This is a genomic window from Amycolatopsis plumensis (assembly GCF_042652605.1).
In the GTDB taxonomy this organism is placed as follows: Bacteria; Actinomycetota; Actinomycetes; order Mycobacteriales; family Pseudonocardiaceae; genus Amycolatopsis; species Amycolatopsis plumensis.
Map to the genome: position 1 here is coordinate 6,208,541 of NZ_JBHSJY010000001.1, position 22,400 is coordinate 6,230,940.

General features: G+C 72.4%; 20 protein-coding genes, 1 pseudogene and 1 riboswitch. Of the genes and pseudogenes, 20 read left to right on the forward strand and 1 reads right to left on the reverse strand.

Annotated features, from left to right (window positions below; translation table 11 throughout):
- Positions 1 to 29: 29 nt before the first annotated feature.
- The 11 genes from ACFPLC_RS30320 (at position 30) to ACFPLC_RS30370 (ending at position 9,105) form a co-directional block, all read left to right on the forward strand.
- Positions 30 to 1,298: an NAD(P)/FAD-dependent oxidoreductase gene (locus ACFPLC_RS30320; RefSeq protein WP_378189782.1), complete on the forward strand. Its 1,269-nt coding sequence runs from the start codon at positions 30 to 32 to the stop codon at positions 1,296 to 1,298.
- The gene (locus ACFPLC_RS30325) at positions 1,292 to 2,026 is read left to right on the forward strand and encodes a DUF1365 domain-containing protein (RefSeq protein ID WP_378189780.1); all 735 of its coding nucleotides are present in this window, start codon (positions 1,292 to 1,294) and stop codon (positions 2,024 to 2,026) included. The genes ACFPLC_RS30320 and ACFPLC_RS30325 overlap by 7 nt, the downstream gene beginning before the upstream one ends.
- The gene (sigK, locus tag ACFPLC_RS30330; protein ID WP_378189778.1) at positions 2,019 to 2,633 is read left to right on the forward strand and encodes an ECF RNA polymerase sigma factor SigK; all 615 of its coding nucleotides are present in this window, start codon (positions 2,019 to 2,021) and stop codon (positions 2,631 to 2,633) included. Before ACFPLC_RS30325 ends, sigK begins: the two co-directional genes overlap by 8 nt.
- On the forward strand, positions 2,630 to 3,400 hold the full coding sequence (locus ACFPLC_RS30335; protein WP_446681629.1) for an anti-sigma factor: 771 nt from the start codon (positions 2,630 to 2,632) through the stop codon (positions 3,398 to 3,400). The genes sigK and ACFPLC_RS30335 overlap by 4 nt, the downstream gene beginning before the upstream one ends.
- A gap of 244 nt (positions 3,401 to 3,644) precedes the next feature.
- Complete coding sequence (gene ftsZ / locus ACFPLC_RS30340; protein ID WP_378189776.1) at positions 3,645 to 4,952, forward strand: cell division protein FtsZ; 1,308 nt, start codon at positions 3,645 to 3,647, stop codon at positions 4,950 to 4,952.
- A gap of 71 nt (positions 4,953 to 5,023) precedes the next feature.
- The gene (gene pgeF / locus ACFPLC_RS30345; RefSeq protein ID WP_378189774.1) at positions 5,024 to 5,728 is read left to right on the forward strand and encodes a peptidoglycan editing factor PgeF; all 705 of its coding nucleotides are present in this window, start codon (positions 5,024 to 5,026) and stop codon (positions 5,726 to 5,728) included.
- Positions 5,725 to 6,435: a YggS family pyridoxal phosphate-dependent enzyme gene (locus tag ACFPLC_RS30350; RefSeq protein WP_378189772.1), complete on the forward strand. Its 711-nt coding sequence runs from the start codon at positions 5,725 to 5,727 to the stop codon at positions 6,433 to 6,435. The genes pgeF and ACFPLC_RS30350 overlap by 4 nt, the downstream gene beginning before the upstream one ends.
- 97 nt (positions 6,436 to 6,532) lie before the next feature.
- The gene (locus ACFPLC_RS30355; protein ID WP_378189770.1) at positions 6,533 to 7,132 is read left to right on the forward strand and encodes a cell division protein SepF; all 600 of its coding nucleotides are present in this window, start codon (positions 6,533 to 6,535) and stop codon (positions 7,130 to 7,132) included.
- A 115-nt stretch (positions 7,133 to 7,247) separates the two neighbouring features.
- Positions 7,248 to 7,523, forward strand: coding sequence for a YggT family protein (locus ACFPLC_RS30360; RefSeq protein WP_013224824.1), 276 nt, complete (start codon positions 7,248 to 7,250; stop codon positions 7,521 to 7,523).
- A 52-nt stretch (positions 7,524 to 7,575) separates the two neighbouring features.
- Positions 7,576 to 8,430, forward strand: coding sequence for a DivIVA-like cell division protein Wag31 (gene wag31, locus ACFPLC_RS30365; protein WP_191313922.1), 855 nt, complete (start codon positions 7,576 to 7,578; stop codon positions 8,428 to 8,430).
- 117 nt (positions 8,431 to 8,547) lie between these two features.
- Positions 8,548 to 9,105: a hypothetical protein gene (locus ACFPLC_RS30370; RefSeq protein ID WP_378189768.1), complete on the forward strand. Its 558-nt coding sequence runs from the start codon at positions 8,548 to 8,550 to the stop codon at positions 9,103 to 9,105.
- Positions 9,106 to 9,181: 76 nt separating this feature from the next.
- On the opposite strand, the pseudogene ACFPLC_RS30375 reads toward ACFPLC_RS30370, so the two are convergent.
- A pseudogene (locus tag ACFPLC_RS30375) lies at positions 9,182 to 9,914 on the reverse strand (ArsR/SmtB family transcription factor).
- A 65-nt stretch (positions 9,915 to 9,979) separates the two neighbouring features.
- Between ACFPLC_RS30375 and ACFPLC_RS30380 the strand changes: the two are divergent.
- From ACFPLC_RS30380 to ACFPLC_RS30420, 9 genes are all read left to right on the forward strand, one after another.
- Complete coding sequence (locus ACFPLC_RS30380) at positions 9,980 to 11,272, forward strand: MFS transporter (protein WP_378189766.1); 1,293 nt, start codon at positions 9,980 to 9,982, stop codon at positions 11,270 to 11,272.
- Between the two features lie 239 nt (positions 11,273 to 11,511).
- Positions 11,512 to 14,670, forward strand: a complete 3,159-nt coding sequence (gene ileS / locus ACFPLC_RS30385) for an isoleucine--tRNA ligase (RefSeq protein ID WP_378189764.1) — start codon at positions 11,512 to 11,514, stop codon at positions 14,668 to 14,670.
- Between the two features lie 79 nt (positions 14,671 to 14,749).
- On the forward strand, positions 14,750 to 16,375 hold the full coding sequence (locus ACFPLC_RS30390) for a penicillin-binding transpeptidase domain-containing protein (RefSeq protein WP_378189762.1): 1,626 nt from the start codon (positions 14,750 to 14,752) through the stop codon (positions 16,373 to 16,375).
- Between the two features lie 171 nt (positions 16,376 to 16,546).
- Entirely contained in the window at positions 16,547 to 17,239 is a 693-nt protein-coding gene (locus tag ACFPLC_RS30395; protein WP_378189760.1) for an ArsR/SmtB family transcription factor, read from the forward strand.
- Between the two features lie 97 nt (positions 17,240 to 17,336).
- A complete protein-coding gene (locus ACFPLC_RS30400) occupies positions 17,337 to 18,815 on the forward strand; it encodes a potassium/proton antiporter (protein ID WP_378189758.1) in 1,479 nt (492 codons plus the stop codon).
- A gap of 143 nt (positions 18,816 to 18,958) precedes the next feature.
- The gene (locus tag ACFPLC_RS30405) at positions 18,959 to 19,411 is read left to right on the forward strand and encodes a M23 family metallopeptidase (protein WP_378189757.1); all 453 of its coding nucleotides are present in this window, start codon (positions 18,959 to 18,961) and stop codon (positions 19,409 to 19,411) included.
- Between the two features lie 274 nt (positions 19,412 to 19,685).
- Positions 19,686 to 19,800, forward strand: a riboswitch (SAM riboswitch).
- Positions 19,801 to 19,839: 39 nt separating this feature from the next.
- Positions 19,840 to 21,159, forward strand: coding sequence for an aminotransferase class V-fold PLP-dependent enzyme (locus ACFPLC_RS30410; RefSeq protein ID WP_378189755.1), 1,320 nt, complete (start codon positions 19,840 to 19,842; stop codon positions 21,157 to 21,159).
- Positions 21,160 to 21,175: 16 nt separating this feature from the next.
- Positions 21,176 to 21,769 carry a hypothetical protein gene (locus ACFPLC_RS30415; RefSeq protein WP_378189753.1) on the forward strand — a complete coding sequence of 198 codons (594 nt, stop codon included), beginning with the start codon at positions 21,176 to 21,178 and terminating at the stop codon, positions 21,767 to 21,769.
- Complete coding sequence (locus ACFPLC_RS30420) at positions 21,769 to 22,371, forward strand: hypothetical protein (protein WP_378189751.1); 603 nt, start codon at positions 21,769 to 21,771, stop codon at positions 22,369 to 22,371. The genes ACFPLC_RS30415 and ACFPLC_RS30420 overlap by 1 nt, the downstream gene beginning before the upstream one ends.
- The last annotated feature ends 29 nt before the right edge of the window (positions 22,372 to 22,400 follow it).

Genomic DNA, 22,400 nt, shown 5'->3' on the forward strand with positions numbered 1-22,400 from the left:
CGGCGGGGGCGCGGTCCCGAAGGACCGGTGTGGAGATCACGGGACAACGCATCGGCGTCATCGGCAGCGGGGTGGCCGGGCTGACCGCCGCATACCTGCTGCAACGCGAGTACGAGGTTCTGCTGTTCGAAGCCGACGACCGCCTGGGCGGGCACGCGCACACGCACGACGTGCCGAGCACCCATGGCGGCACGATCGGCGTGGACTCCGGGTTCATCGTCCACAACGAGCGCACCTACCCGACCCTGCTGAAGCTGTTCGGCGAGCTGGGGGTGCACACCCGCGACACCGAGATGTCGATGAGCATCCGCTGCGACGGCTGCGGCCTCCAGTACGCCGGCGCCAAGGGCGTGCCCGGGCTGTTCGCCCAGCGCGGCAACGCCGTCCGGGGCCGCTACCTGCGCATGCTGACGGAGGTGAAGCGGTTCCACCGGCACGCGAAGCGGCTGCTGGCGGCGGCGGACGCGGGTGACGTCACGCTCGGCGCGTTCCTCGCCATCGGCGGCTACACCCGCTACTTCGTCGACCACTTCATGCTGCCGCTGGTGTCCACGGTGTGGTCGGCCGACCGCGCCGACACCCTCCGCTACCCGGCGCGGTACCTGTTCGAGTTCCTCCGCAACCACGGCATGCTCACGGTGACGGACTCGCCGTCCTGGCGGACCGTCGTGGGCGGTTCGCGCGAGTACGTCGAGCTCGCCGCGAAGCAGCTCACCGCCGTGCACCTGTCGACACCGGTGCGCTCGGTGCTGCGGACCGCCGCCGGCGTCGAGATCCGCGACGACGCCGACACCCCGCACCGCGTCGACAAGGTCGTCGTCGCCACGCACGCCGACCAGGCGCTGGCCCTGCTGGCCAGCCCGACCGCCGCCGAGCGCGCGGTGCTCGGGGCGTTCCGGTACTCCGAAAACGAGGCCTGGCTGCACACCGACACGAGCGTGCTGCCCTCGCTGCCCGGCGCGCGGGCCGGCTGGAACTACCGCGCGCCCGCCTGCGGCGCACCCACCGGCGCCGTCCGGGTCAGCTACGACATGAACCGCCTGATGCGCCTCGACGAACCGACCGGCTACGTCGTCACGCTCAACCCCGGTGACGGTCCCGCACCGGACCACGTCGTCGCGAGGATGCGGTACGAGCACCCGGTCTACACCCCGGAATCCGTTGCCGCGCAACGACGGCTGGCCGAGCTCAACGACGGCGTGCTCGCCTACGCCGGCGCCTACCACGGCTGGGGCTTCCACGAGGACGGCTGTGCCTCGGGTGCCCGTGCCGCGGAAAGCCTGGGGGTGACGTGGTGACGAATGCCCTCTACGACGCCACGGTCGCGCACGTCCGGCGGAGCGACCCGCCGCACGCCTTCGCCCACCGCGTGTACCTGTGGCGCGTCGACCTCGACGACCTGCCGCGGCTGCCGTGGTGGCTGCGGCCGTTCGCCCGCTTCGACCGCCGCGACCACTTCGTGGCGAGCGATCCGCGCGGCATCCGCGAGAAGCTGGACGCCTGGCTCGCCGAGCGCGGGGTCGACCTGCGCGGCGGGCCGGTCGTGATGCTGGCCGCCGCCCGCGTCCTCGGGTACGTGTTCAACCCGATCAGCGTCTACTGGTGCCACCACCCGGACGGCAGGCTCGGGTGCGTGGTCGCCGAGGTGCACAACACCTACGGCGGCCGCCACGCCTACCTGCTGCACCCCGACGAGGCCGGGCTCGCCCGCGCGGCCAAGGAGTTCTACGTCTCGCCGTTCCAGGAGATGGACGGCGAATACCGGATGCGCCTGCCCCGCCCGGAGGCGCTGCTCGACCTCACGGTCGCGTTGCGCCGCGGGACCTCGACCCCGTTGGTCGCTACGCTGCGGGGAGTTCGCCGCCCGGTGAACCCGCGGTGGCTGGCCCGGCTCGTGCTGGCCCGGCCGCTGCTCCCGCAGCGGGTGTCCGCGCTGATCCGCCGCCACGGCGTCGCCCTGTGGCTGCGGAAGGCCGCGGTCGTGCCGCGCACCCCGCAGAACGCCGGAGGACAGCTGCATGGATGAGCCGGCCCGCCCGCGCCGGATGGCGCCGGTGCCCTCCGACCCCCCGGCCGGCCCCACGGTGCCGTCTCCGGAGGAACTCATGGTGCGCGTCGCCAAGGGGGACGAGCGGGCCTTCGAGCTGCTCTACGACCAGTTCGCCGGGCCGATCTACGGCCTGGTGCGGCGGATCGTGCGTGACGCGGCCCAGTCCGAAGAGGTCGCCCAGGAGGTCCTCGTCGAGCTGTGGCGCACCGCGACCCGGTACGCCCCCGACAAGGGCTCGGCCCTGAACTGGGCGATGACGCTGGCCCACCGCCGCGCCGTCGACCGCGTCCGCTCGGCCCGCGCGAGCACTGAACGCGAGCAGAAGGCGACCTTCGAAGCCGCCCGCGGCCGCCCGTTCGACGAGGTCGCCGAGTCCGTCACCGCGCGGCTCGAACGCTCCCAGGTGCGCCGGTGCCTGTCCTTCCTGACCGACCTGCAGCGCGAATCGGTGCTGCTCGCCTACTACCAGGGCTATACGTATCGCGAGGTGGCCGAAGTGCTGTCGACGCCGCAAGGAACCATCAAGACGCGGCTGCGGGACGGGCTGATCCGCCTGCGGGACTGCCTGGGGGTGACCGCTTGAGCACGCCGGAGATGCACACCCTGGCCGGCGCCTTCGCGCTCGACGCCGTCAACGACGTCGAGCGCGCGGAGTTCGCCCGTCACCTCGAGCAGTGCGAGTCGTGCACGCAGGAGGTCGCCGAGCTGCGCGCGACGGCGGCCCGGCTGGGCGCGGCGATGGCCGAGGAGCCGCCGCCGCACTTCAAGGACCGCGTCATGACCGCCATGCACGCCACCCGCCAGCTGCCGCCGCGCACCCGGCCCGGCGCGCCCGACCGGCACCGCCGCTCCGCGCGGGCCCCGCGCTGGGCTGTGGTCGTCTCGGCCGCGGCGGCCGTGATCGGGCTCGCCGCGGGCGGGGTGTTCGGCGGGATCGCGCTGACCCAGCGGCAGGAGCTGCAGACCGCCCAGAGCCGTCTCGACCAGGCGAAACAGCAGTTCGCGCCGGTGGCGGCGCTGCTCGCGGCCCCGGACGCGAAGACCGCGCACGGCGAGGCCCCGATCGGCGGCGGCGTCACGGTCGTCCTGTCCCGGTCGCTGAACCGGGTGATGGTGATGGACGCGGGGCTGCCGTCGCAGCCGGGCGGCAAGGTCTACGAAGCCTGGCTGATCACCGGCGCGGCCGCGCCCCGCTCGGCCGGGGTGATCGCGGCCGCCGACCAGGGCGGCCTGGTCGTCGCCGACGGCGTCGGAAGCGCCGACAAGGTCGCGGTCAGCGTCGAACCGCCGGGCGGATCGGCCACCGGAGCACCCACGGAAGTCCTCATGAGCATGCCCGCGCCCGCCTGATCGGGAGGCCATACCAGACCGGCCGCCGCCGGTGCTCGCGGGCCGCCGCTCTTGCGCGCTCGAACGTGTTGTGGCAAAACACCTTTGCGACACACGGCGTGCCTACTGGATTAGAGCCTGCCTGGTGCCTACCGTCCTGCCTAACGTCGGCGGTTGACATAACTCTCGATCTGGGGTTGAGGTCGAGGGTTCGATCTTCGGCCGGCGGGCTGTACGGGCACAACGATCAGGAAGGCGGACTTCGATGACGCCCCCGCACAACTACCTTGCGGTGATCAAGGTGGTCGGCATCGGCGGTGGCGGCGTGAACGCCGTGAACCGCATGATCGAGGTCGGCCTCAAGGGTGTCGAGTTCATCGCGGTGAACACCGACGCACAGGCACTGCTCATGTCCGACGCCGACGTCAAGCTGGACATCGGCCGCGAGCTGACCCGCGGCCTCGGCGCGGGCGCCGCCCCCGAGGTCGGCCAGAAGGCCGCCGAAGACCACCGCGAAGAGATCGAAGAGGTCATCAAGGGCGCCGACATGGTGTTCGTGACCGCGGGCGAGGGCGGCGGCACCGGCACCGGCGGTGCGCCGGTCGTCGCGCAGATCGCCCGCAAGCTGGGCGCGCTGACCATCGGCGTGGTGACCCGGCCGTTCACCTTCGAGGGCAAGCGGCGCGGCAAGCAGGCCGAAGAGGGCATCCAGGCGCTGCGCAACGAGTGCGACACGCTCATCGTGATCCCGAACGACCGGCTGCTGCAGCTCGGCGACATCGGCGTCTCGCTGATGGACGCGTTCCGCTCGGCGGACGAGGTGCTGCTCTCCGGTGTCCAGGGCATCACCGACCTGATCACCACCCCGGGCCTGATCAACCTCGACTTCGCCGACGTCAAGAGCGTCATGTCCGGCGCGGGCTCCGCGCTGATGGGCATCGGCTCCGCGCGCGGCGAGGGCCGGGCCATCCAGGCCGCGGAGAAGGCGATCAACTCGCCGCTGCTGGAAGCCTCGATGGACGGCGCCCACGGCGCGCTGCTGTCCATCGCGGGCGGCTCCGACCTGGGCCTCTTCGAGATCAACGAGGCCGCGTCGCTGGTCCAGGAGTCCGCGCACCCGGACGCCAACATCATCTTCGGCACGATCATCGACGACTCCCTCGGCGACGAGGTCCGCGTCACGGTGATCGCGGCCGGGTTCGACGCCGGGGCGCCGACGCACAAGAAGCTCGACCCGTCGACCTTCGGCTCGGGTTCGCGCCAGTCGTCGGCCACGGCCTCGGCCTCGGCGGGGCAGGTCTCGAACCCGCCGACGCCGCCGTCGGGGGCCACGCCGGTGCCGTCCGCGGGCAGCTCCGGCTACCCGGTGGCGCCGCCGCGGACGCACTCGCCGCTGCCCCCGGCCGGCGGCAACCAGCCGTCCGGCGGGCTCCCGCAGCCCGGCGGCGGCTCACGCGGCTACTCGCCGCTCGGCTCCAACGCGACCCAGGGCAGCCTGCCCGGGCGCGCGATGCCGGTGCACGACGACCCGTCGGACGACGAGGTCGACGTCCCGCCGTTCATGCGGCGCTGACGACAGCTGCCAGGGAAGGCCACCTCGAGGATCTCGAGGTGGCCTTCACCGCGTTTGGGAGGATGGGGAGCATGCGGGTTCGGCGAGTGGTCACGACCAGGGCCGGCGGTGCGTCACGGCCGCCGTACGACACCTTCAACCTGGCTGACCACGTCGGCGACGACGAGGGCAACGTCTACGCCAACCGCAAGCGGCTGGCGAGCGAGCTCGGCCTGGCCGAGGACAAGCTGGCCTGGATGGAGCAGGTCCACGGCCGCACGGCGACCGTCGTCGACGGCACCGAGACCGCCGCGGCCGAGGCGACCGACGCGCTGGTGACGGCGACCCCGGGGGTCGCGCTCGTGGTGCTGGTCGCCGACTGCGTCCCGATCCTGTTGGCCGACGCCGAGGCCGGGGTGGTCTCGGCGGTGCACGCCGGCCGGGTGGGCGCGCGGGTCGGGGTCGTCCCGGCCGCGGTCGAGGCCATGCGGTCGGCCGGCGCCGAGGTGGGGCGCATCGAGGCGCTGCTCGGCCCGGCCATCTGCGGCGACTGCTACGAGGTCCCCGCCGAAATGGCCGCCGACGTCGAGAAACACGTCCCCGGCAGCGCGTGCAAGACCCGCAAGGGCACGCCCGGGCTCGACCTGCGCGCCGGGCTCTGGCGGCAGCTCGCCGACCTCGGCGTCGGCAAGATCGGCGTCGACCCGCGGTGCACGAACGAGGACAAGACACTGTTCAGCTACCGCCGCGACGGGACCACCGGGCGGATCGCCGGCATCACCTGGATCGAGGCATGACCGACCGCAAGGCCGAGCTGGCCGAGAACCTGGCCGAGGTCGAAGAGCGGATCGCCGCCGCCTGCCGGGCCGCCGGGCGGGCCCGCGACGAGGTCAAGCTCATCGCGATCACCAAGACGTTCCCCGCCTCCGACGTCGCGCTGCTGGCCGAGCTCGGCGTCACCGACGTCGGCGAGAACCGCGACCAGGAAGCGGGCCCGAAGGCCGCCGAAGTGCCGGGACTGCGGTGGCACATGGTCGGCAGGCTGCAGCGGAACAAGGCGAAGTCCGTGGTCGGGTGGGCCGACGAGGTGCAGTCCGTCGACTCCGCGCGCCTCGCCGACGCCCTCGCGAAAGCGGTGCGTGCGGTTCAAACCGCCCAGATACGTGACGAACCCCTCGACGTGCTGATCCAGGCCAGCCTCGACGACGACCCGGAGCGCGGCGGCTGCCCGCTGTCCGAGCTCGGTGCGCTCGCCGATCGCATCGCGCAGTCCGAAGAGCTGCGGCTTCGCGGGCTGATGGCCGTGGCGCCGCTGGGCGCCGACCCGGACGCCGCGTTCGAGCGGCTCGCTCGGGCGGGGGAGACCCTCCGCAAAGATCACCCGAATGCCGCAGACGTCTCCGCCGGGATGAGCCATGATCTCGAGCAGGCGATCACGCACGGCTCGACCTGTGTGCGTGTCGGAACCGCGCTGCTCGGTGGGCGCGGTTTAGCCTCGCCGTAGGGAGCTCGCGCGGTCGTCACGTTTCGTGGCCGCTCGCGCGGGGCACTGACGGCGTGGAGAGAAGTCAGTGCGGGAGCGGCTAGGGCTAGGGAGAGGCATGAGCGCGCTGCAGAAGCTGAAGGCCTACTTCGGGATGGTGCCCGCTGACGACGACGGCTACGACGACGGGGACGACTACCGGCGCGGTTACGACGACGACTACGACTCCTACGAGGAGCCGGCCCCACGGTCGTCGCGCTTACGGTACCGCGAGGTCGACGACACGTACGACGAGCCCGTCAGCCGCAGCCGGTCACGCTCCGTGGCCAGCTCCGAGCCGGCGGTCCACGGCGCGCTCGCCATCGACCGCCAGCCGGAGCCGGTGGCGCGGCTGCGCCCGGTCGTCGAGCCGGTCGTGCGCCAGCCGGTGCGTGACCCGTTGAGCCGCATCACCACGCTGCACCCGACCAGTTACGCGGAGGCGCGGGCGATCGGGGAGCACTACCGCGAGGGCATCCCGGTGATCATGAACCTCACCGAGATGGAGAACGCGGACGCGAAGCGGCTCGTCGACTTCGCCGCCGGGCTGGCGTTCGCGCTCAGAGGGTCGATGGACAAGGTCACCAACAAGGTGTTCCTTCTCTCACCGCCCGATGTGGACGTCACGGCGGAAGACCGTCGGCGGATTGCCGAGGGCGGATTGTTTTTGCGGGGCTGAAGTCGCCTGGACCGCTGAGCGCAAGCAGACGTGACTTTGCCGACCCGATCCGGGGTCGGCCCCCTCAACTGCGTCTTCGGAGAGGACGCCCGGTTAGAGTAGGCATGTGGAAGCTGTGTGGCTGGTCGTCTGGTACGTGCTGTTCGCCTTCTGGCTGCTGCTGACGGCGCGGATCGTGGTCGAACTTGTCCGGACCTTCGCGCGTGAGTGGCATCCGGCCGGAGGGGTTGCGGTCACGCTCGAGACCATCTACACAGTGACGGACCCGCCGGTCCGTTTGTTCAGAAGGATCATTCCGATGGTCCGGATCGGCGGCGTCGGACTGGACTTGTCGATTATGGTGCTGCTGTTGGTTGTGTTCTTCGCGATGCAACTGGCGACTCCAAGTTGATCGGGGAGACTTGGGTGGACCCTGCAGGCCATGGAGTGCGTGAGGTGATCTGATGTCGTTGACCCCCGCTGACGTGCATAACGTCGCGTTCAGCAAGCCGCCCATCGGCAAGAGGGGCTACAACGAGGACGAGGTGGACGCGTTCCTCGACCTGGTGGAGACCGAGCTGGCCCGGTTGATCGAGGACAACAACGAACTGCGCCAGCAGATGGAACAGCTGGACGCGGAGCTCGAGTCGACCCGCAGCGAGCTGGAAAGCGCCAAGGCGAACGTCGGCGCGCCCCCGATGCGCGAAGAGCCGTCGCGGCGCCTGGCGCCGGTGCCGCCGCCGCAGTCGGCCATGGAGCAGACCCAGGCGCACTCGATGGTGGGCGACAGCACGGAGCCGAACGTGCAGGCCGCCAAGGTGCTGGGCCTGGCCCAGGAGATGGCCGACCGGCTGACCGCCGAGGCGAAGACCGAGTCCGACGGGATGCTGGCCGAGGCCCGCACCAAGTCCGAGCAGCTGCTTTCGGACGCCCGGGCGAAGTCCGACTCGATGGTCAACGAGGCCCGCACCCGCGTCGACACGATGCTGAACGACGCGCGGACCCGGGCCGAGACGCTCGAGCGTCAGGCGCGGGACAAGGCGACCACGCTGGAGCGCGAGTCGCAGCGGAAGTACACCGAGACGATGAACAGCCTGAACTCCGAGAAGAGCGGGCTGGGCAAGAAGATCGAAGAACTGCGCACGATCGAGCGGGAGTACCGCACGAGGCTGCGCGGGTTCCTCGAGTCCCAGCTGCGCGAACTCGACGACCGCGGATCCGCGGCCCCCGCGTCGGCGTCGTCGGGCTCCGGGCAGTCGTCCGGTTCGACGAGCGGCGGCCAGGGGTACTCCTTCGGCCCGCGGGCCGAAGCCGGCTGAGTGTTCTTCGCCGTGGCGCACCCCGGTCGGCGGGGTGCGCCACGGTTCGGAGTCGATCCGGTACCACACGTGGGCGGGTCGTGGTCCGCTCCCGGCTCGTTCGTGTTGTAATTCAGCGTGCTTTACATCGTGCTGGTCCTGGTACTGGCGGCTCTGGGGTTGCTCGTCACCGCGCTGATCACGGCTTCTTCGCTGTGGGCGTGGGTTTCCATCGGCCTGTCCGTGCTGGCCGGACTGATCCTGGTCGCCGACTGGCTGCGCCGCCGTCGCCGGTCCGCCGCGCCTCCCGCCGCCGCTTCCGCTCCCGCCGTGGCCACGCCGGAGCCGGTGGAGGAGGAACAAACCACCCTGATCCCGGCCTCCGGCGACCTGGGTGACCCGGCCGACACGCCCGAGCCCGAGCCGGAGCCGGAGGACGCTTCAGCCGAGGCCGAAACAACGCCCGATTCCGACCCGGGCGTCGAAGACACCCCGGAAGAGGACGCCGCCCTCCTGGCCGACCTCGAGGACGAGGTCGTGGTGGTCGACGAGCACCCCCGCTACCACCTCCGCACCTGCTCCTGGCTCGGCACCCGCGACACGATCCCGATCGGCGTCGGCGAGGCCCGCCAGCTCGGCTTCACCCCCTGCGACGTCTGCCGCCCGAACGCCGCCCTGGCCGCCGCCCACCGCTGACCCGTGATGCCCGCCGGATCACGTGTGATGCCCCTCCCAGCACGCGTGATGCCCGCCGGATCACGCGTGATGCCCGTCAAGCGGCCAGGCCGAGGTGGGTTTCCAGGGCTTGCGCGCCGTCCGGGGTCAGCCGGAGCGCGCGGTGGGCCTGCGAGCGGCGCGTCACCCATCCCGCGTCGAGGAACCGGGTCGCCACCGCGGCCCCCAGCGCACCCGCCAGGTGGTGGCGCTGCTCGCTCCAGTCCAGGCAGAACTTCAGCAACGGCCGCCGTCCGGCCGCCACGCCCTCGACGTCCACGCCCAGGGCACCGAACACCCCGGCGGCCGCAGGCCCCAGCGTGTACGGGTGCTCGCCCAGCGGCGCCGAAATCCGGTCCCCGGGACGCCGCCGCGTGTCGTCGGGGCCCGCCAGGGCACCCCGGGCCAGCAACGCCGCCGTGACCGCCACCCCGAGTCGCCCGGCCAGGTGGTCGTAGCACGTCCGGGCCGTCCGCAGCGCCTCCGCCCGTGTCCCCTCGCGCAACGACGTCACCGGCTGGGACGGCGAACACCGCGCCAGCGTCTCCAGCAGCTCCGCGGTGTCCGGGCCGGCCAGCCGGTAGAACCGGTGCCGCCCCGACTTCTCGGCGACGACCAGGCCCGCGGAACGCAGCTTCGCCAGGTGGGCGCTCACCCCCGGACAGCCGCGCCTCGGCCGCCAGCACCGACGCCGCCAGCGCGCGGCCGTCGGCCAGCGCGAGCAGCACCCGGACCCGCGCCGGGTCCGCGAAGAGCGCGGCCGTGCGCGCGATGTCGGCGTCGCCTTCCATGCCCTCCAGGGTGCCCCGGCGACACTTCCACGCAAGCGGAAGCGTCCGCGCGGTCCACTGGGGCCATGCTCCTGCTCACCATGTGCGCCGGGATGTTCCTGGTCCAGCTGGACGTCACGGTGGTCAACGTCGCCCTGCCCACCGTCGGCACCGGCCTGCACGCCGGGCTCGCCGCGCAGCAGTGGGTGGTGGACGGTTACGCCGTCACCCTGGCCGCGTTCCTGCTCACCGGCGGCGCCCTCGGCGACGTCTTCGGCCACCGCCGGGTCGTGCTCACCGGCTTCGCGCTGTTCGGCACGGCGTCGGCCGCGTGCGGGCTCGCCACCACCGCGCCCCTGCTCGTCGCCGCCCGCGCCGGCCAGGGCCTGGGGGCGGCGTTGCTGCTGCCCGGCACCCTCGCCGTGATCACGAACGCCTATCCGGGACACGCCGAGCGCGCCCGGGCCCTCGGGATCTGGGCCGGGGTCTCGGCCCTCGCCCTGGCGGCGGGCCCGGTGCTCGGCGGCGCGATCGTGACGGCGGTGGGCTGGCGGCCGGTGTTCTGGCTCAACGTGCCCGTCGTGCTGACGGCCGCGCTCGCGACGGCGCGGCTCGTTCCGCGCGGCGTGCGCGTGCCCGGACGGCGGATCGACGTCGCCGGGGTCGCCACCGCGGCCCCCGCGCTGGGCGCCGGCGTCTACGCGGTCATCGACGAAAACCTGGTGGCCGGAATCGTGGCGGCCGGCGCGCTGGTCGCCTTCTTCGTGGTCGAACGCCGCGCACCGGAGCCGATGCTGCCGCTTGATATCGCCCGGCGGACCCTGCCCGCCACCTTCGTCTCGGCGGCGATGAACTTCGTCGGCATCGGGATGATCCTCGTGCTGACGCTCCACCTGCAGGGCGTCCGGCACGCGTCGCCGTTCGAAGCCGGGCTGGAGGTGCTGCCGCTGTTCGGCCCGCTGTCGGTGCTGGCGCCGGTCGCGGGCCGGCTGGTCGCCCGCTTCGGGCCGCGGCCGCTGATGGTGGCCGGGCTCGCCCTCGGCGTCCTCGGCATGCTGAACCTGGTGCTGCTGGGGGAAAACCGCGGCTATCCGGCTCTCCTGCCCACGCTGCTCGGGCTCGGTACCGGCATGGGCCTGCTGACCACGGCGGTGGTGACGGCCGCGGTCAGCGACGTCCCGCCCGGGCGCGCGGGCGTCGCCGGCGGCATCAACAACACGGCCCGCCAGGCCGGCGGCGCGCTCGGGGTGGCGGTGCTCGGTGGGGTGTCGGGCTCCGGGCTGCCCGCCGTGGGTGTCATCGCCGGGCTGTTGTGGCTGGTCGCGATCGGCGTGACGCTCCGAGCCCCTCGTGACAACCCGGTTGCGCGGGCCCGTTAACCTGGTAGGCAACAGGCGTCGATCCGGCCATCACCGGGGAGCCTCCGGAAGAACCGAGCTTCACCGCTCTCAGTAGAACCGGACGGGTGCGGCCCGTGACAGCCGTCGAACGAAGTGGCCTGCGCGAGCAGGCAAGCGGGGTGGTACCGCGGAACGCCGGAAGGTGTCTCGTCCCCGTGTGGGTGACCGGTGCGGGAGCCGGTCGTCCGTACGCGAGCGACGAACCGAGGAGCACCCGGATGTACCCCCAGGCCCAGCTTGGCGACGGCGCAGGAGTCCCGTCGCAGCCGTCGTTCCCCGCGCTGGAGAAGCAGGTCCTCGCCTACTGGGAGAGCGACCGCACCTTCCAGGCGACGATCGACGCGCGCCCGGCGGGCGAGAAGGGCGAAAACGAGTACGTCTTCTACGACGGCCCGCCCTTCGCCAACGGCCTGCCGCACTACGGCCACCTGCTCACCGGGTACGTCAAGGACCTGGTGCCGCGTTACCAGACGATGAAGGGCCGCAAGGTCGAGCGCCGGTTCGGCTGGGACACCCACGGCCTGCCCGCCGAGCTCGAAGCCATGCGCCAGCTCGGCATCACCGAGACGTCCGAGATCGAAGAGATGGGCATCGCGAAGTTCAACGCGGCTTCGCAGGAGTCCGTCCTCCGCTACACCGACGAGTGGCGCGAGTACGTCACCCGCCAGGCCCGCTGGGTCGACTTCGACAACGACTACAAGACCCTCGACGTCACGTACATGGAGTCGGTGCTGTGGGCGTTCAAACGCCTGTGGGACAAGGGACTCGTGTACGAGGGCTACCGCGTCCTGCCGTACTGCTGGCGCGACGCGACGCCGCTGTCCAACCACGAGCTGGGCATGGACTCCGACGTCTACCGCAACCGCCAGGACCCGGCCGTCACGGTCGGTTTCCGCCTGGAGGGCAACGACAACGACCTTGACGGTGCCTACCTGCTCATCTGGACGACGACGCCGTGGACGCTGCCGTCGAACCTCGCCACGGCCGTGCACCCGGACGTGCAGTACGTCGTCGTGGAACACGACGGCAAGCGGTTCGTGCTCGCCGAGGCGCGCGTTGCCGCGTACGCGCGTGAACTCGGCGAAGAGCCGACGGTCGTCGCGCACTACACCGGCACGCAGCTGCTCGGAACCCGTTACGCGCCACCGTTCCCGTACTTCACCGGCACCGAGAACGCCCACCAGGTGCTGGCCGCCGACTACGTCACCACCGACGACGGCACCGGGATCGTCCACATCGCCCCGGCCTACGGTGCCGACGACAAGCTGGTCACCGACGCCGCCGGCATCCCGCCGGTGACGCCGGTCGACGCGCACGGCAAGTTCGACGCCACCGTGCCGGACTACGAAGGCCAGCAGGTCTTCGACGCCAACCCGAACATCGTGCGGGACCTCAAGAACGGCACCGGATCCGCGGCGCAGCAAGGCGCCGTGCTGCTGCGGCACGAGACCTACGACCACTCCTACCCGCACTGCTGGCGCTGCCGGAACCCGCTGATCTACCGCGCGGTCTCGTCCTGGTTCGTCGCGGTGACGCAGTTCAAGGACCGGATGGTCGAGCTCAACCAGCAGATCACCTGGTACCCGGAGAACGTCAAGGACGGCCAGTTCGGGAAGTGGCTGGAGAACGCCATCGACTGGTCGATCTCCCGCAACCGGTACTTCGGCACGCCGATCCCGGTGTGGCAGTCCGACAACCCCGAGTACCCGCGCACCGACGTCTACGGCTCGCTCGACGAGCTGGAAGCGGACTTCGGCGTGCGGCTGGACAACCTGCACCGGCCCTACATCGACGAGCTGACCCGGCCGAACCCGGACGACCCGACGGGCCAGTCGACCATGCGCCGCGTGCCGGACGTCCTCGACGTCTGGTTCGACTCGGGCTCGATGCCCTACGCCCAGGTGCACTACCCGTTCGAGAACGCCGAGTGGTTCGAGCACCACTACCCGAGCGACTTCATCGTCGAGTACATCGGGCAGACCCGCGGCTGGTTCTACCTGCTGCACGTGCTGGCCACGGCGCTGTTCGACCGGCCGGCGTTCCGCACCTGCGTCTCGCACGGCATCGTGCTGGGCTCGGACGGCGCGAAGATGTCCAAGTCGCTGCGCAACTACCCGGACGTCAACGAGGTCTTCGAGCGCGACGGCTCCGACGCCATGCGCTGGTACCTGATGGCGAGCCCGATCCTGCGCGGCGGCAACCTCGTGGTCACCGACAAGGGCATCCGCGACGCCGTCCGCCAGGCCGTGCTGCCGCTGTGGAACTCGTACTACTTCCTCGCGCTGTACGCGAACGCCGAAGGCGTGGAAGGCACCTGGCGCACGGATTCGCCGAACGTGCTCGACCGGTACGTCCTGGCGAAGACGCACGAGCTGGTCACCGACGTCGAGTACGCGATGGACAACTACGACGTCGCGGGCGCGTGCCAGACCGTCCGGGACTTCCTGGAGGTCCTGACGAACTGGTACGTGCGCCGCTCGCGCGACCGCTTCTGGGCGGGCGACCAGGACGCCATCGACACACTGCACACCGTGCTGGAGGTGACGTCGCGGGTCGCGGCGCCGCTGCTGCCGCTGACCACCGAGGTCGTCTGGCGAGGGCTCACCGGCGGCCGCTCGGTGCACCTGACCGACTGGCCGAACGCGAACGACCTGCCCGCGGACGCGGCACTGGTCACCGCGATGGACCGGGTGCGGCAGGTGGCGTCGTCGGCGCTGTCGCTGCGAAAGGCGAACAAGCTGCGCGTGCGGCTGCCGCTGTCGTCGCTGGTCGTGGCGGCCGAGGACGCCGCTTCGCTGGCGCCGTTCGCCGACATCCTGCGGGACGAGGTGAACGTCAAGGCGGTCGAGCTGACCACCGACGTCGCCGCGCACGGCGGGTTCGAGGTCGCGGTCAACGCCCGCGCCGCCGGGCCGCGCCTGGGCAAGGACGTCCAGACGGTGATCAAGGCCGTCAAGGCGGGGGACTGGTCGTTCCAGGGCGGGGCCGTCGTAGCGGCCGGGATCGCCCTGCAGGAGGGCGAGTTCGAGCGCCGGCTGGTCGCCAAGGGCGGCGGCGCGGCGGCCGAACTGCCCGGCGGGTCCGGCCTGGTGCTGATCGACACCGAGGTGACGCCGGAACTGGCGGCCGAGGGCCTGGTCCGCGACCTGGTCCGGGTCGTGCAGCAGGCCCGCCGCGACGCCGGGCTCGACGTCGCCGACCGGATCGCGCTCACCGTCGACGCGCCCGCCGAGGTCGTCGAGGCGGCGCGGACGCACGAGGAGTTCCTGGCCTCGGAAACCCTCGCCACGTCGGTGACCTACGGCCCGGTGGCCGAGGGCTTCGCCGGCACGGTCGGCGACGGCACGAAGGTCACGGTGGCGGTCGAAAAATCCTGACACGGTCGTGAGTGGTAAGTAGGGTTAGAACCCGACTTACCACTCACGACGGTGGTGGGCATGGGGGAGGGGAACCGGAATGAGCCCTGGCAAGAGACGCGGCATCCTGATCGGCGGCGCGCTGCTGGTCGTCGTGGTCGTGGTGGCCGCGTTCTTCCTGCTGAACAGCGGGAGTTCGGCACCGGAGGCCGCCACCGGCGCGACCACCGTGCCGAGCCCCGGCGCGCTCGACCCGAACTCGGCGATCACCGAGTACCTGCAGGACGTCTCCGAGAACAACCCCGACGCGGCGGCCCGGCTGACCGACGACAACGCGGCCGCCGCGGTGGCCTTGCGGGCCACGCGCAACGCGCTGACCCCGTCGTCGGTCACCGCCAAGCTGACCGAGCTGCAGCCGACCTCGGCCGGGGCGAAGCAGACGAGCGGGACGTTCAGCTTTTCGTGGGTGCTGAAGCCGGGGAAGACCTGGACCTACGACGTGCCGTTCCAGCTCGCGCAGAGCGACGGGAAGTGGCTGGTCCACTGGGCGCCGTCGCTGCTGCACCCGAAGCTGGAGGCGGGGCAGCGGCTGGTGATCAGCACCGCGGCGCAGGACACCACCGCGGTCGCCGACCGCGACGGCAAGCCGCTGCTCATCAGCGGGTCCGGCGGGGTGCGGCCGGTGGAGGGCAACCCGGCCCCGCTGCTGCGCTCGGCGCTCACCGGGCAGGTCACCGCCGCGGCCGGCGGGGGCTTCGCCGTCGAACGCGTCGATGCGGCGGGCAAGAGCGTCGAGACGCTGTTCGGGAAGGCGTCGGCCGAAGGGGCGAAACCGCTCGTGTCGAGCCTGAGCCTGGCCGCGCAGGGCGCCGCCCAGGCCGCGGTGGACGGTTACCAGGGATCGGCGATGCTCGTCGCCCTCGACACGGGATCGGGCGACATCCTCGCCGTCGCGCAGAACGGCGCCGCCGGGAACTCGCCGAAGGCGCTCAACGGCCTGTACGAGCCGGGTTCGTCGTTCAAGATCGCGACGTCGGTGGCGGCGGTCCAGCAGAGCGGTCTCACCGCGACCTCGCCGGTCGACTGCCCCGGCGTGGCGACGATCGGCACGCGGACGGTCAAGAACGAGGGCTTCGAGTTGGGCGCGACGAACCTGCAGACGGCGTTCGCCCGCTCCTGCAACACGACGTTCGGGCAGCTCGCGCTGGCGCTGCCGGCGGATGGGCTGAAGAAGGCCGCCGACGAACTGGGCCTGAACGCGGACTACGAGATCCCCGGTATCAAGACCGAACTGGGCAAGGTCGAACCCGCGGCGAGCAAGGACGAGCAGGTCGAGGACGGGTTCGGCCAGGGCCGCATCCAGGCCAGCGCCCTCGGCGGCGCGCTGATGGCGGCCACGGTCGCCACCGGCAAGGCGATCACCCCGCGGCTGTGGCACGACCTCGAGACCACGGTGATCAAGGGCTATTCGCCGCCGCCGGCGTCGGCGCTCGGCGAAGTGCGGAAACTGATGCGCGCGGTGGTCACCAGCGGCACCGGCCGCGCGGCCGGCGCGGCCGGGAACGTCTTCGGCAAGACCGGCACCGCCCAGTTCGGCGACGGCAAGCAGGCCACCGGCTGGTTCGTCGGCTACCTCGGCACCGTGGCCTTCGCGGTGGTCCTGGAGGACTCGAACGACTCCGGCCCGGCCGTCCAGCTCGCCGCCAAGTTCCTCAAGTCCCTCTGACCCGTACCCGGACGGTCGGCCTGCGTACCCAAAGGTCGGCTTGCGTACCCAGAGGGTCGGTCGGCAAGCCGACCGTCCAGGTACGCAGGCCGACCCTTCAGGTACGCAAGCCGACCGTCGGGGTCCGAAGGTTCGGGCGGGGCCGAAGGGTGCGAGACGTAGCGTGGGGGCATGGAGACGATCGCGCTGGCCGAGGTGGCCGCGGTGCTGGCCGACCCGAGCCGGGCCACCATGTGCCTCGTGCTGCTGGACGGGCGGGCCTGGACCGTCGGCGAGCTCGCGAAAGCCGCCGGGATCGCCCTCTCGACGGCCAGCGAGCACGTCACCCGGCTGGCGGGCGCCGGCTTCGTCGTCCGGGTCAAGCAGGGGCGGGCCAGCTACGTCCGGATCGCCGACCCGCGCGTCGCCGAGCTCATCGAGCACCTGGCCCAGCACGCCGAGCACCGGCCGGTGACCGGGCTCAAAGCCTCGGTACGGGCGCGGCGGCTGGGGTTCGCCCGGACCTGTTACGACCACCTCGCCGGCGAACTCGGCGTCGCCCTGCGCGAGGGCATGCTCGCCACCGGACTGGTCGACACCGCCGCCGGGCTGGCGCTGACTCCGCGCGGCCGCGAAGTCCTGGACGACCTCGGCGTGCCGGTCGCCGCCGGGCGGCGGCCGCTGCTGCGTGACTGTCTGGATTGGACGGAGCGGCGGGACCACCTCGCCGGCGCGCTGCCCGCGGCGCTGCTCGACCGGGCGGTCGCCGACGGCTGGGTGGCCAGGGACGGCCACCGCGCGGTCAAGGTGCTGCCCGCGGCGGGGAAGCCGTTCGCCGCTCTCGGTGTCGATCTCGACGCGCTCGGTGGTGTCGCGGCGCCTTAACACACCGGGTGTCCGGCGCCAGGCAGCGGTACACGAACGAGTTAACCCGCGCGCCTCACTATTCTGAGGGCCCCACGGCACTCGGGAGGAGGCGGGCATGGACCAGCTTCCCGTGCTGCTCGGCGTCGGCGGTGTCGTGCTGCTCGCCTCCGTGCTGGCCGTGCGCGTGTCGATCCGGCTCGGCCTGCCTTCGCTGCTGCTGTACCTGGGGATCGGCGTCCTGCTGGGCGAAGCCGGCTTCGGCATCCGGTTCGACAACCCCGAGCTGACCCAGTCGCTCGGGCTCGCCGCGCTCGTCATGATCCTCGCCGAAGGCGGGCTGACCACCCGGTGGTCGGCGGTGAAACCCGCGCTGGGCCGCGGGATCACACTGTCCACAGTGGCCGTTGTGGTGAGTGTCGCGGTGACCGGCGCGGCCTTGCACTGGCTGCTCGGCCTCGACTGGCGGCTGGCGCTGCTGTGGGGCGCGGTGCTCGCCTCGACCGACGCGGCCGCGGTGTTTTCCGTGCTGCGCACGGCGGGCATCGGCAAACGGCTCACCGGCGCGCTCGAACTCGAGTCGGGCATCAACGACGCGCCGGCCTACATCGCCGTCGTGGTGCTGGCCGAAGGCACCACTGTGGACTGGACGCTGCCGCTGCTGGTGGTCTACGAGCTGACCGCGGGCCTGGTCATCGGCCTCGCCTTCGGCTGGCTCGGCGGGCTCGCGCTGCGCCGGGCCGCGCTGCCGGCGACCGGCCTCTACCCGCTCGCCACGGTCGCGGTGTGCGTCGTCGCGTATTCGTCCGGGCAGCTGCTGCACGCGTCCGGTCTGCTCGCGACCTACGTCGCCGCGCTGGTGCTCGGGAATTCGCGCCTGCCGCACCGGTCGGACACGCTCTCGTTCGCCGAAGGACTGGGCTGGCTGGCGCAGATCGGCCTGTTCGTGCTGCTCGGGTTGTTCGCCTCGCCGGGCCGGCTGCTCGACGCGATCGTGCCGGGCCTGGTCGCGGGCGCGGTCGTGCTGCTGCTGGCGCGGCCGCTCTCGGTCGTGCTGTCGATGCTGCCGTTCCGGCTGCCGTGGCGGGAGCAGGCGTTCCTGTCGTGGGCCGGGCTGCGCGGCGCCGTGCCGATCGTGCTCGCCATGATCCCGCTGTCGCAGGGCCTGCCGGGCGCGCAGCGGCTGGTCGACGCGGTGTTCGTGCTGGTCATCGTGCTGACGCTGGTGCAGGGGGCGACGCTCGGACCGCTCGCGCACCGGCTCGGGCTGGCCAAGAAGTCCGAGGCGCACGAAATCGAGGTCGACTCCGCGCCGCTGGACGAGCTGGGCGCCGAATTGCTGCAGGTTCGCATCCAGCCCGGGTCGAAGATGCACGGCGTGTACCTGTCCGAGCTGCGGCTGCCGGTCGGGGCGACGATCAGCCTGGTCGTCCGCGACGGCGCGGGCTTCACGCCGCAGAAGACCAGCCGGCTGCAGGAGAACGACCAGCTGCTGGTCGTCACGACGAGCGCCGTCCGCGACGCCGTCGAACGCCGGTTGCGCGCGGTCGACCGGGCCGGGCGCCTGGCTCGCTGGAAGGGCGAGTCCGGCCGGTAATTCCGGCCGCTGCCGTCCTCGCCGCCGTCGGGCTCCTGGCGCCCCCGGCGTCCGCCGAGTCCTTCCCGGCGCTCGCCTTCCCGTTCGAAGCGGGCCGGCAGGCCTACTCGGCGGGCATCCACTCCGACGACGGCACCGGCGGCGTGCGGAACGCCATCGATTTCAGCCCCGCGGACGGCACGGTCCGCCTGCAGCACTGCTCCGGCGGCGACTGGGTGACCGTCGATCACCCGGGTGGGTGGCGGACCGGCTACTACCACCTCGAGGGCATCCGCGTCACCGACGGTGAGCACGTCGAGGCCGGGACGGTGCTGGGCTCGACCGGCAACGCGCTGCCGTGCGGCGGCAGCAGCACCGGCGCGCACGTCCACTTCACGCTGTGGACGCTCCCCGACGCGGCGGCGGGCGACTGGGACGGCGTCGCGTTCGCCCGGATCTCGACGGCGGTCGCGGCGGCTCTCGGCGAGCCGGTCGACGGCAAGACCCTCGGCGGCTGGCGCTTCGCGGCGGGACCGGAGCAGTACTCGGGCACCGCGACGCACCTTGCGGACGGCGTCGTGGTCCAGCTCCCGGGCCGCTTCCGCGCGACGCCCTGACGCGAACGGCGCACGAGCCGGGCACGAGCGGCCCACGAGCGTGCAATGAGCACTGCGGCGCGGAGCACCTCGGTCGAGGGTGGCGGTCGGGGGCACGGGATGCCCCGAAGGCCGCCTCGGGGGTGTGGGACGGGGATCGCAGGCCACCTCGGGGTGCTGTCCGTCGCCGTCCGCCCGCGACCCGAGCCGACGCTCCTCACCGTCTGTGAGCGGCGTCTCAGAATGTGAATCCGGGGTTGGCCGCCGGGCGCGTTCTCGGTTACCTTCTGGCTCAGGTCATGAGTGCCAGCGCGAAGCCCCGGCTTGCTGGCCGGCAACCCTCCTACCGCGGTGGGGTGCCCCGGGTGAAGACCGGGCCGGTCGCGCCGTGCGACGGGCAAGCGCGGGCCCCTCGCCGGGGTCCCCCGGATCGCCGAGGAGGCACCCCGATGACTCTCGCCATCACTCGCACCCAGACCGAAGCCATCCCGGCCGTCGCCGGGGCGTCGCTGCGCGTTCCCCTGGTGACCGGGGAAACCGTCGGCTACGCCAATCTCGACCACGCCGCGAGCGCCCCCTGTCTCGACGCCGTCCGCGCCAAGGTCGACGAGTTCCTGCCCTGGTACGCCAGCGTCCACCGCGGTGCCGGCTTCGCGTCGCAGGTCTCGACCAAGCTCTACGAGCGCACCCGGGACGTCCTGCGCCGCTTCGTCGACGCCCGGCGCACCGACACCGTCGTCTTCACCCGCAACACCACCGATTCCTTCAACCTGCTCGCCCGCAGCCTGCCGCGGCACACCACGGTGATCGTGTTCGACACCGAGCACCACGCCACCCTCCTCCCGTGGGCGGGGCCGAACGTCCGGCGGCTGCCGACGCCGCGCACCCGCCTCGCCGCGGTGTCCGCTGTGGACGATGCGCTCGCGGCCGCCCCGCAGGGACCGCGGCTGGTCGTGGTCACCGGAGCGTCCAATGTGACCGGTGAGCTGTTCCCGGTGGCGGAAATCGCCGCGGTGGCGCGGAAACACGGCGCGCGCATCGCGCTCGACGCCGCCCAGCTGGCCCCGCACCGCCGGACCTCCATCAAGGAACTGGACGTCGACTACGTCGCCCTGTCCGGCCACAAGCTGTACGCGCCGTTCGGTGCGGGCGCGCTGATCGGCCGCGCCGACTGGCTGCGCGCCGCGCCGCCGTACCTCGCCGGCGGCGGCGCGACGAAGCTCGTCACCGAAGACGCCGTCGTCTGGAACACCGGCCCCGAGCGCCACGAAGCCGGTTCGCCCAACACCGTCGGCGTGTACGCGCTCGGCGTCGCGTGCGAAACGCTGAGCGAGAACTGGGCCGCGATCGAACACCACGAACAGGCCCTGCTCACCCGGCTGCGCAAGGGCCTCGAGGCCATCCCGGGCTGCGCCGAACTGCGGCTGTTCGACGCGCCGGTCGACCGGGTCGGCACGGTGAGCTTCGTCGTCGACGGGTTCGACCCGGGCTGGCTCGCCGCGGTGCTGTCCGCCGAGTACGGCATCGGCGTCCGCGACGGCGCCTTCTGCGCCCACATCGCGGCCAAGCGGCTGATCGGCGTCACCGGCGGCGACGGGCAGCAGGCGGTCCGCGTCAGCCTCGGCCTCGGCAGCACGGAGGACCACGTCGACCGCGTGCTCCTCGCGCTGCGGCAGATCGTCGCCCGCGGAGCCCGCTGGGAGTACACGAAGGTGGACGGCCGCTGGGCCCCGGTCGGCGACCCGCGGGAGCTGCCGCCGTTCTGCTGAGCGCTAGCCTGGGCCGATGGGGAGAGGGCCGCGTTTCTGGTTTCCGTTGGCACTGCTGGGCTTCGCCGAAGTCGGCCTGGCCGCGGCGCAGCTGCTGGCGCGCCGCAGCCGGGCCCAAGCCGAGGCCGCGAACCTCCTGCTCCGACCGGTGGTTCCGGCCGGGCCGACCTACGGCTACGCGCAGTTCCTGTCCCAGGACGACTTCTCCGCCGGGAGCGGTGACCTGCCCACCGGGCCCGCGTGGCTGGTCGCGCTCGGCGTGGTCGTCCTCGGCACGGCCGTCTGGTACGCGATCGCCCTGCGGCCCGCCCGCACCGGGCGGTTCGTCCTGGGCACCATCGCCGCGCTGCTCGCCGTCCCGCTGCTGGACCTGGTCGGCTCCTGGCAGTTCCGGCTCGATGACAACCTGCGCGGCCCGCTCCTGGCCACGCTCGGCCTGCTCGTCCTCGCCGCGTACGAGCGCAGCCGGTTCGTCCTGCTGACGACGGCCGCGTTCGCCCTGGTCGCCGTGGTGCTCTCGGCGGACATGGCGGGCGTACTGGCCTCGGCGATGATCCTGCTCGCCGCCGCCTTCACGACTCTCCTGCGCCGGGCCGATACCCTGCGGTGATGGGGAGTGCACGCCGGTCCTGGTTCCCGCTGGCCGCGCTGGGGTTCGCGCTCATCGCGCTGGTGGTCGCCCACCTGGCAACGGTCCGCAGCGAGAGCCCGCTGGGGTACCAGCGGCTGCACGGGTTCGCCGACAACGAACTCAACGGCGTCGGCCTGGCGAGCGAGCAGCGTTCGGTCGCCATCGCGGTCGCGTACGACGTGGTGCCGTCGGCGACGCTCGGCTGGCTCGCCGCTCTCGCCTGCGTGGTGCTCGCCGTCGCCGCCTGGTACTGGCGGCAGCTGCGGCCCTCGCGCCCCGGCCGGTTCGTCCTCGGCACGCTCGGGGCGCTGGCCGCCGTCCCGCTCCTCGACCTGGTCGGTGCCCTCCAGTTCCGGCTTAGCGGCGACGTCCGCGGCCCGCTGCTCGCGACGCTGGGCCTCCTGGTGCTGGCCGCGTACGAGCGCAGCTGGTCGCTGGCGGCCGTCGCCGCGGTGTTCGCCCTGGTCACCACGGTCTTCCTGCCCCCGGTGGCCGGGGCGCTCGCCGCGGCGGGCCTGCTCTTCGCGGCCGCGTTCGCCGTGCTCCTGCGCCCCCGGCCGGACGGGCCCGACACGGCCTGACCTGCGCCGTGGACAATGGACCGGTGAGC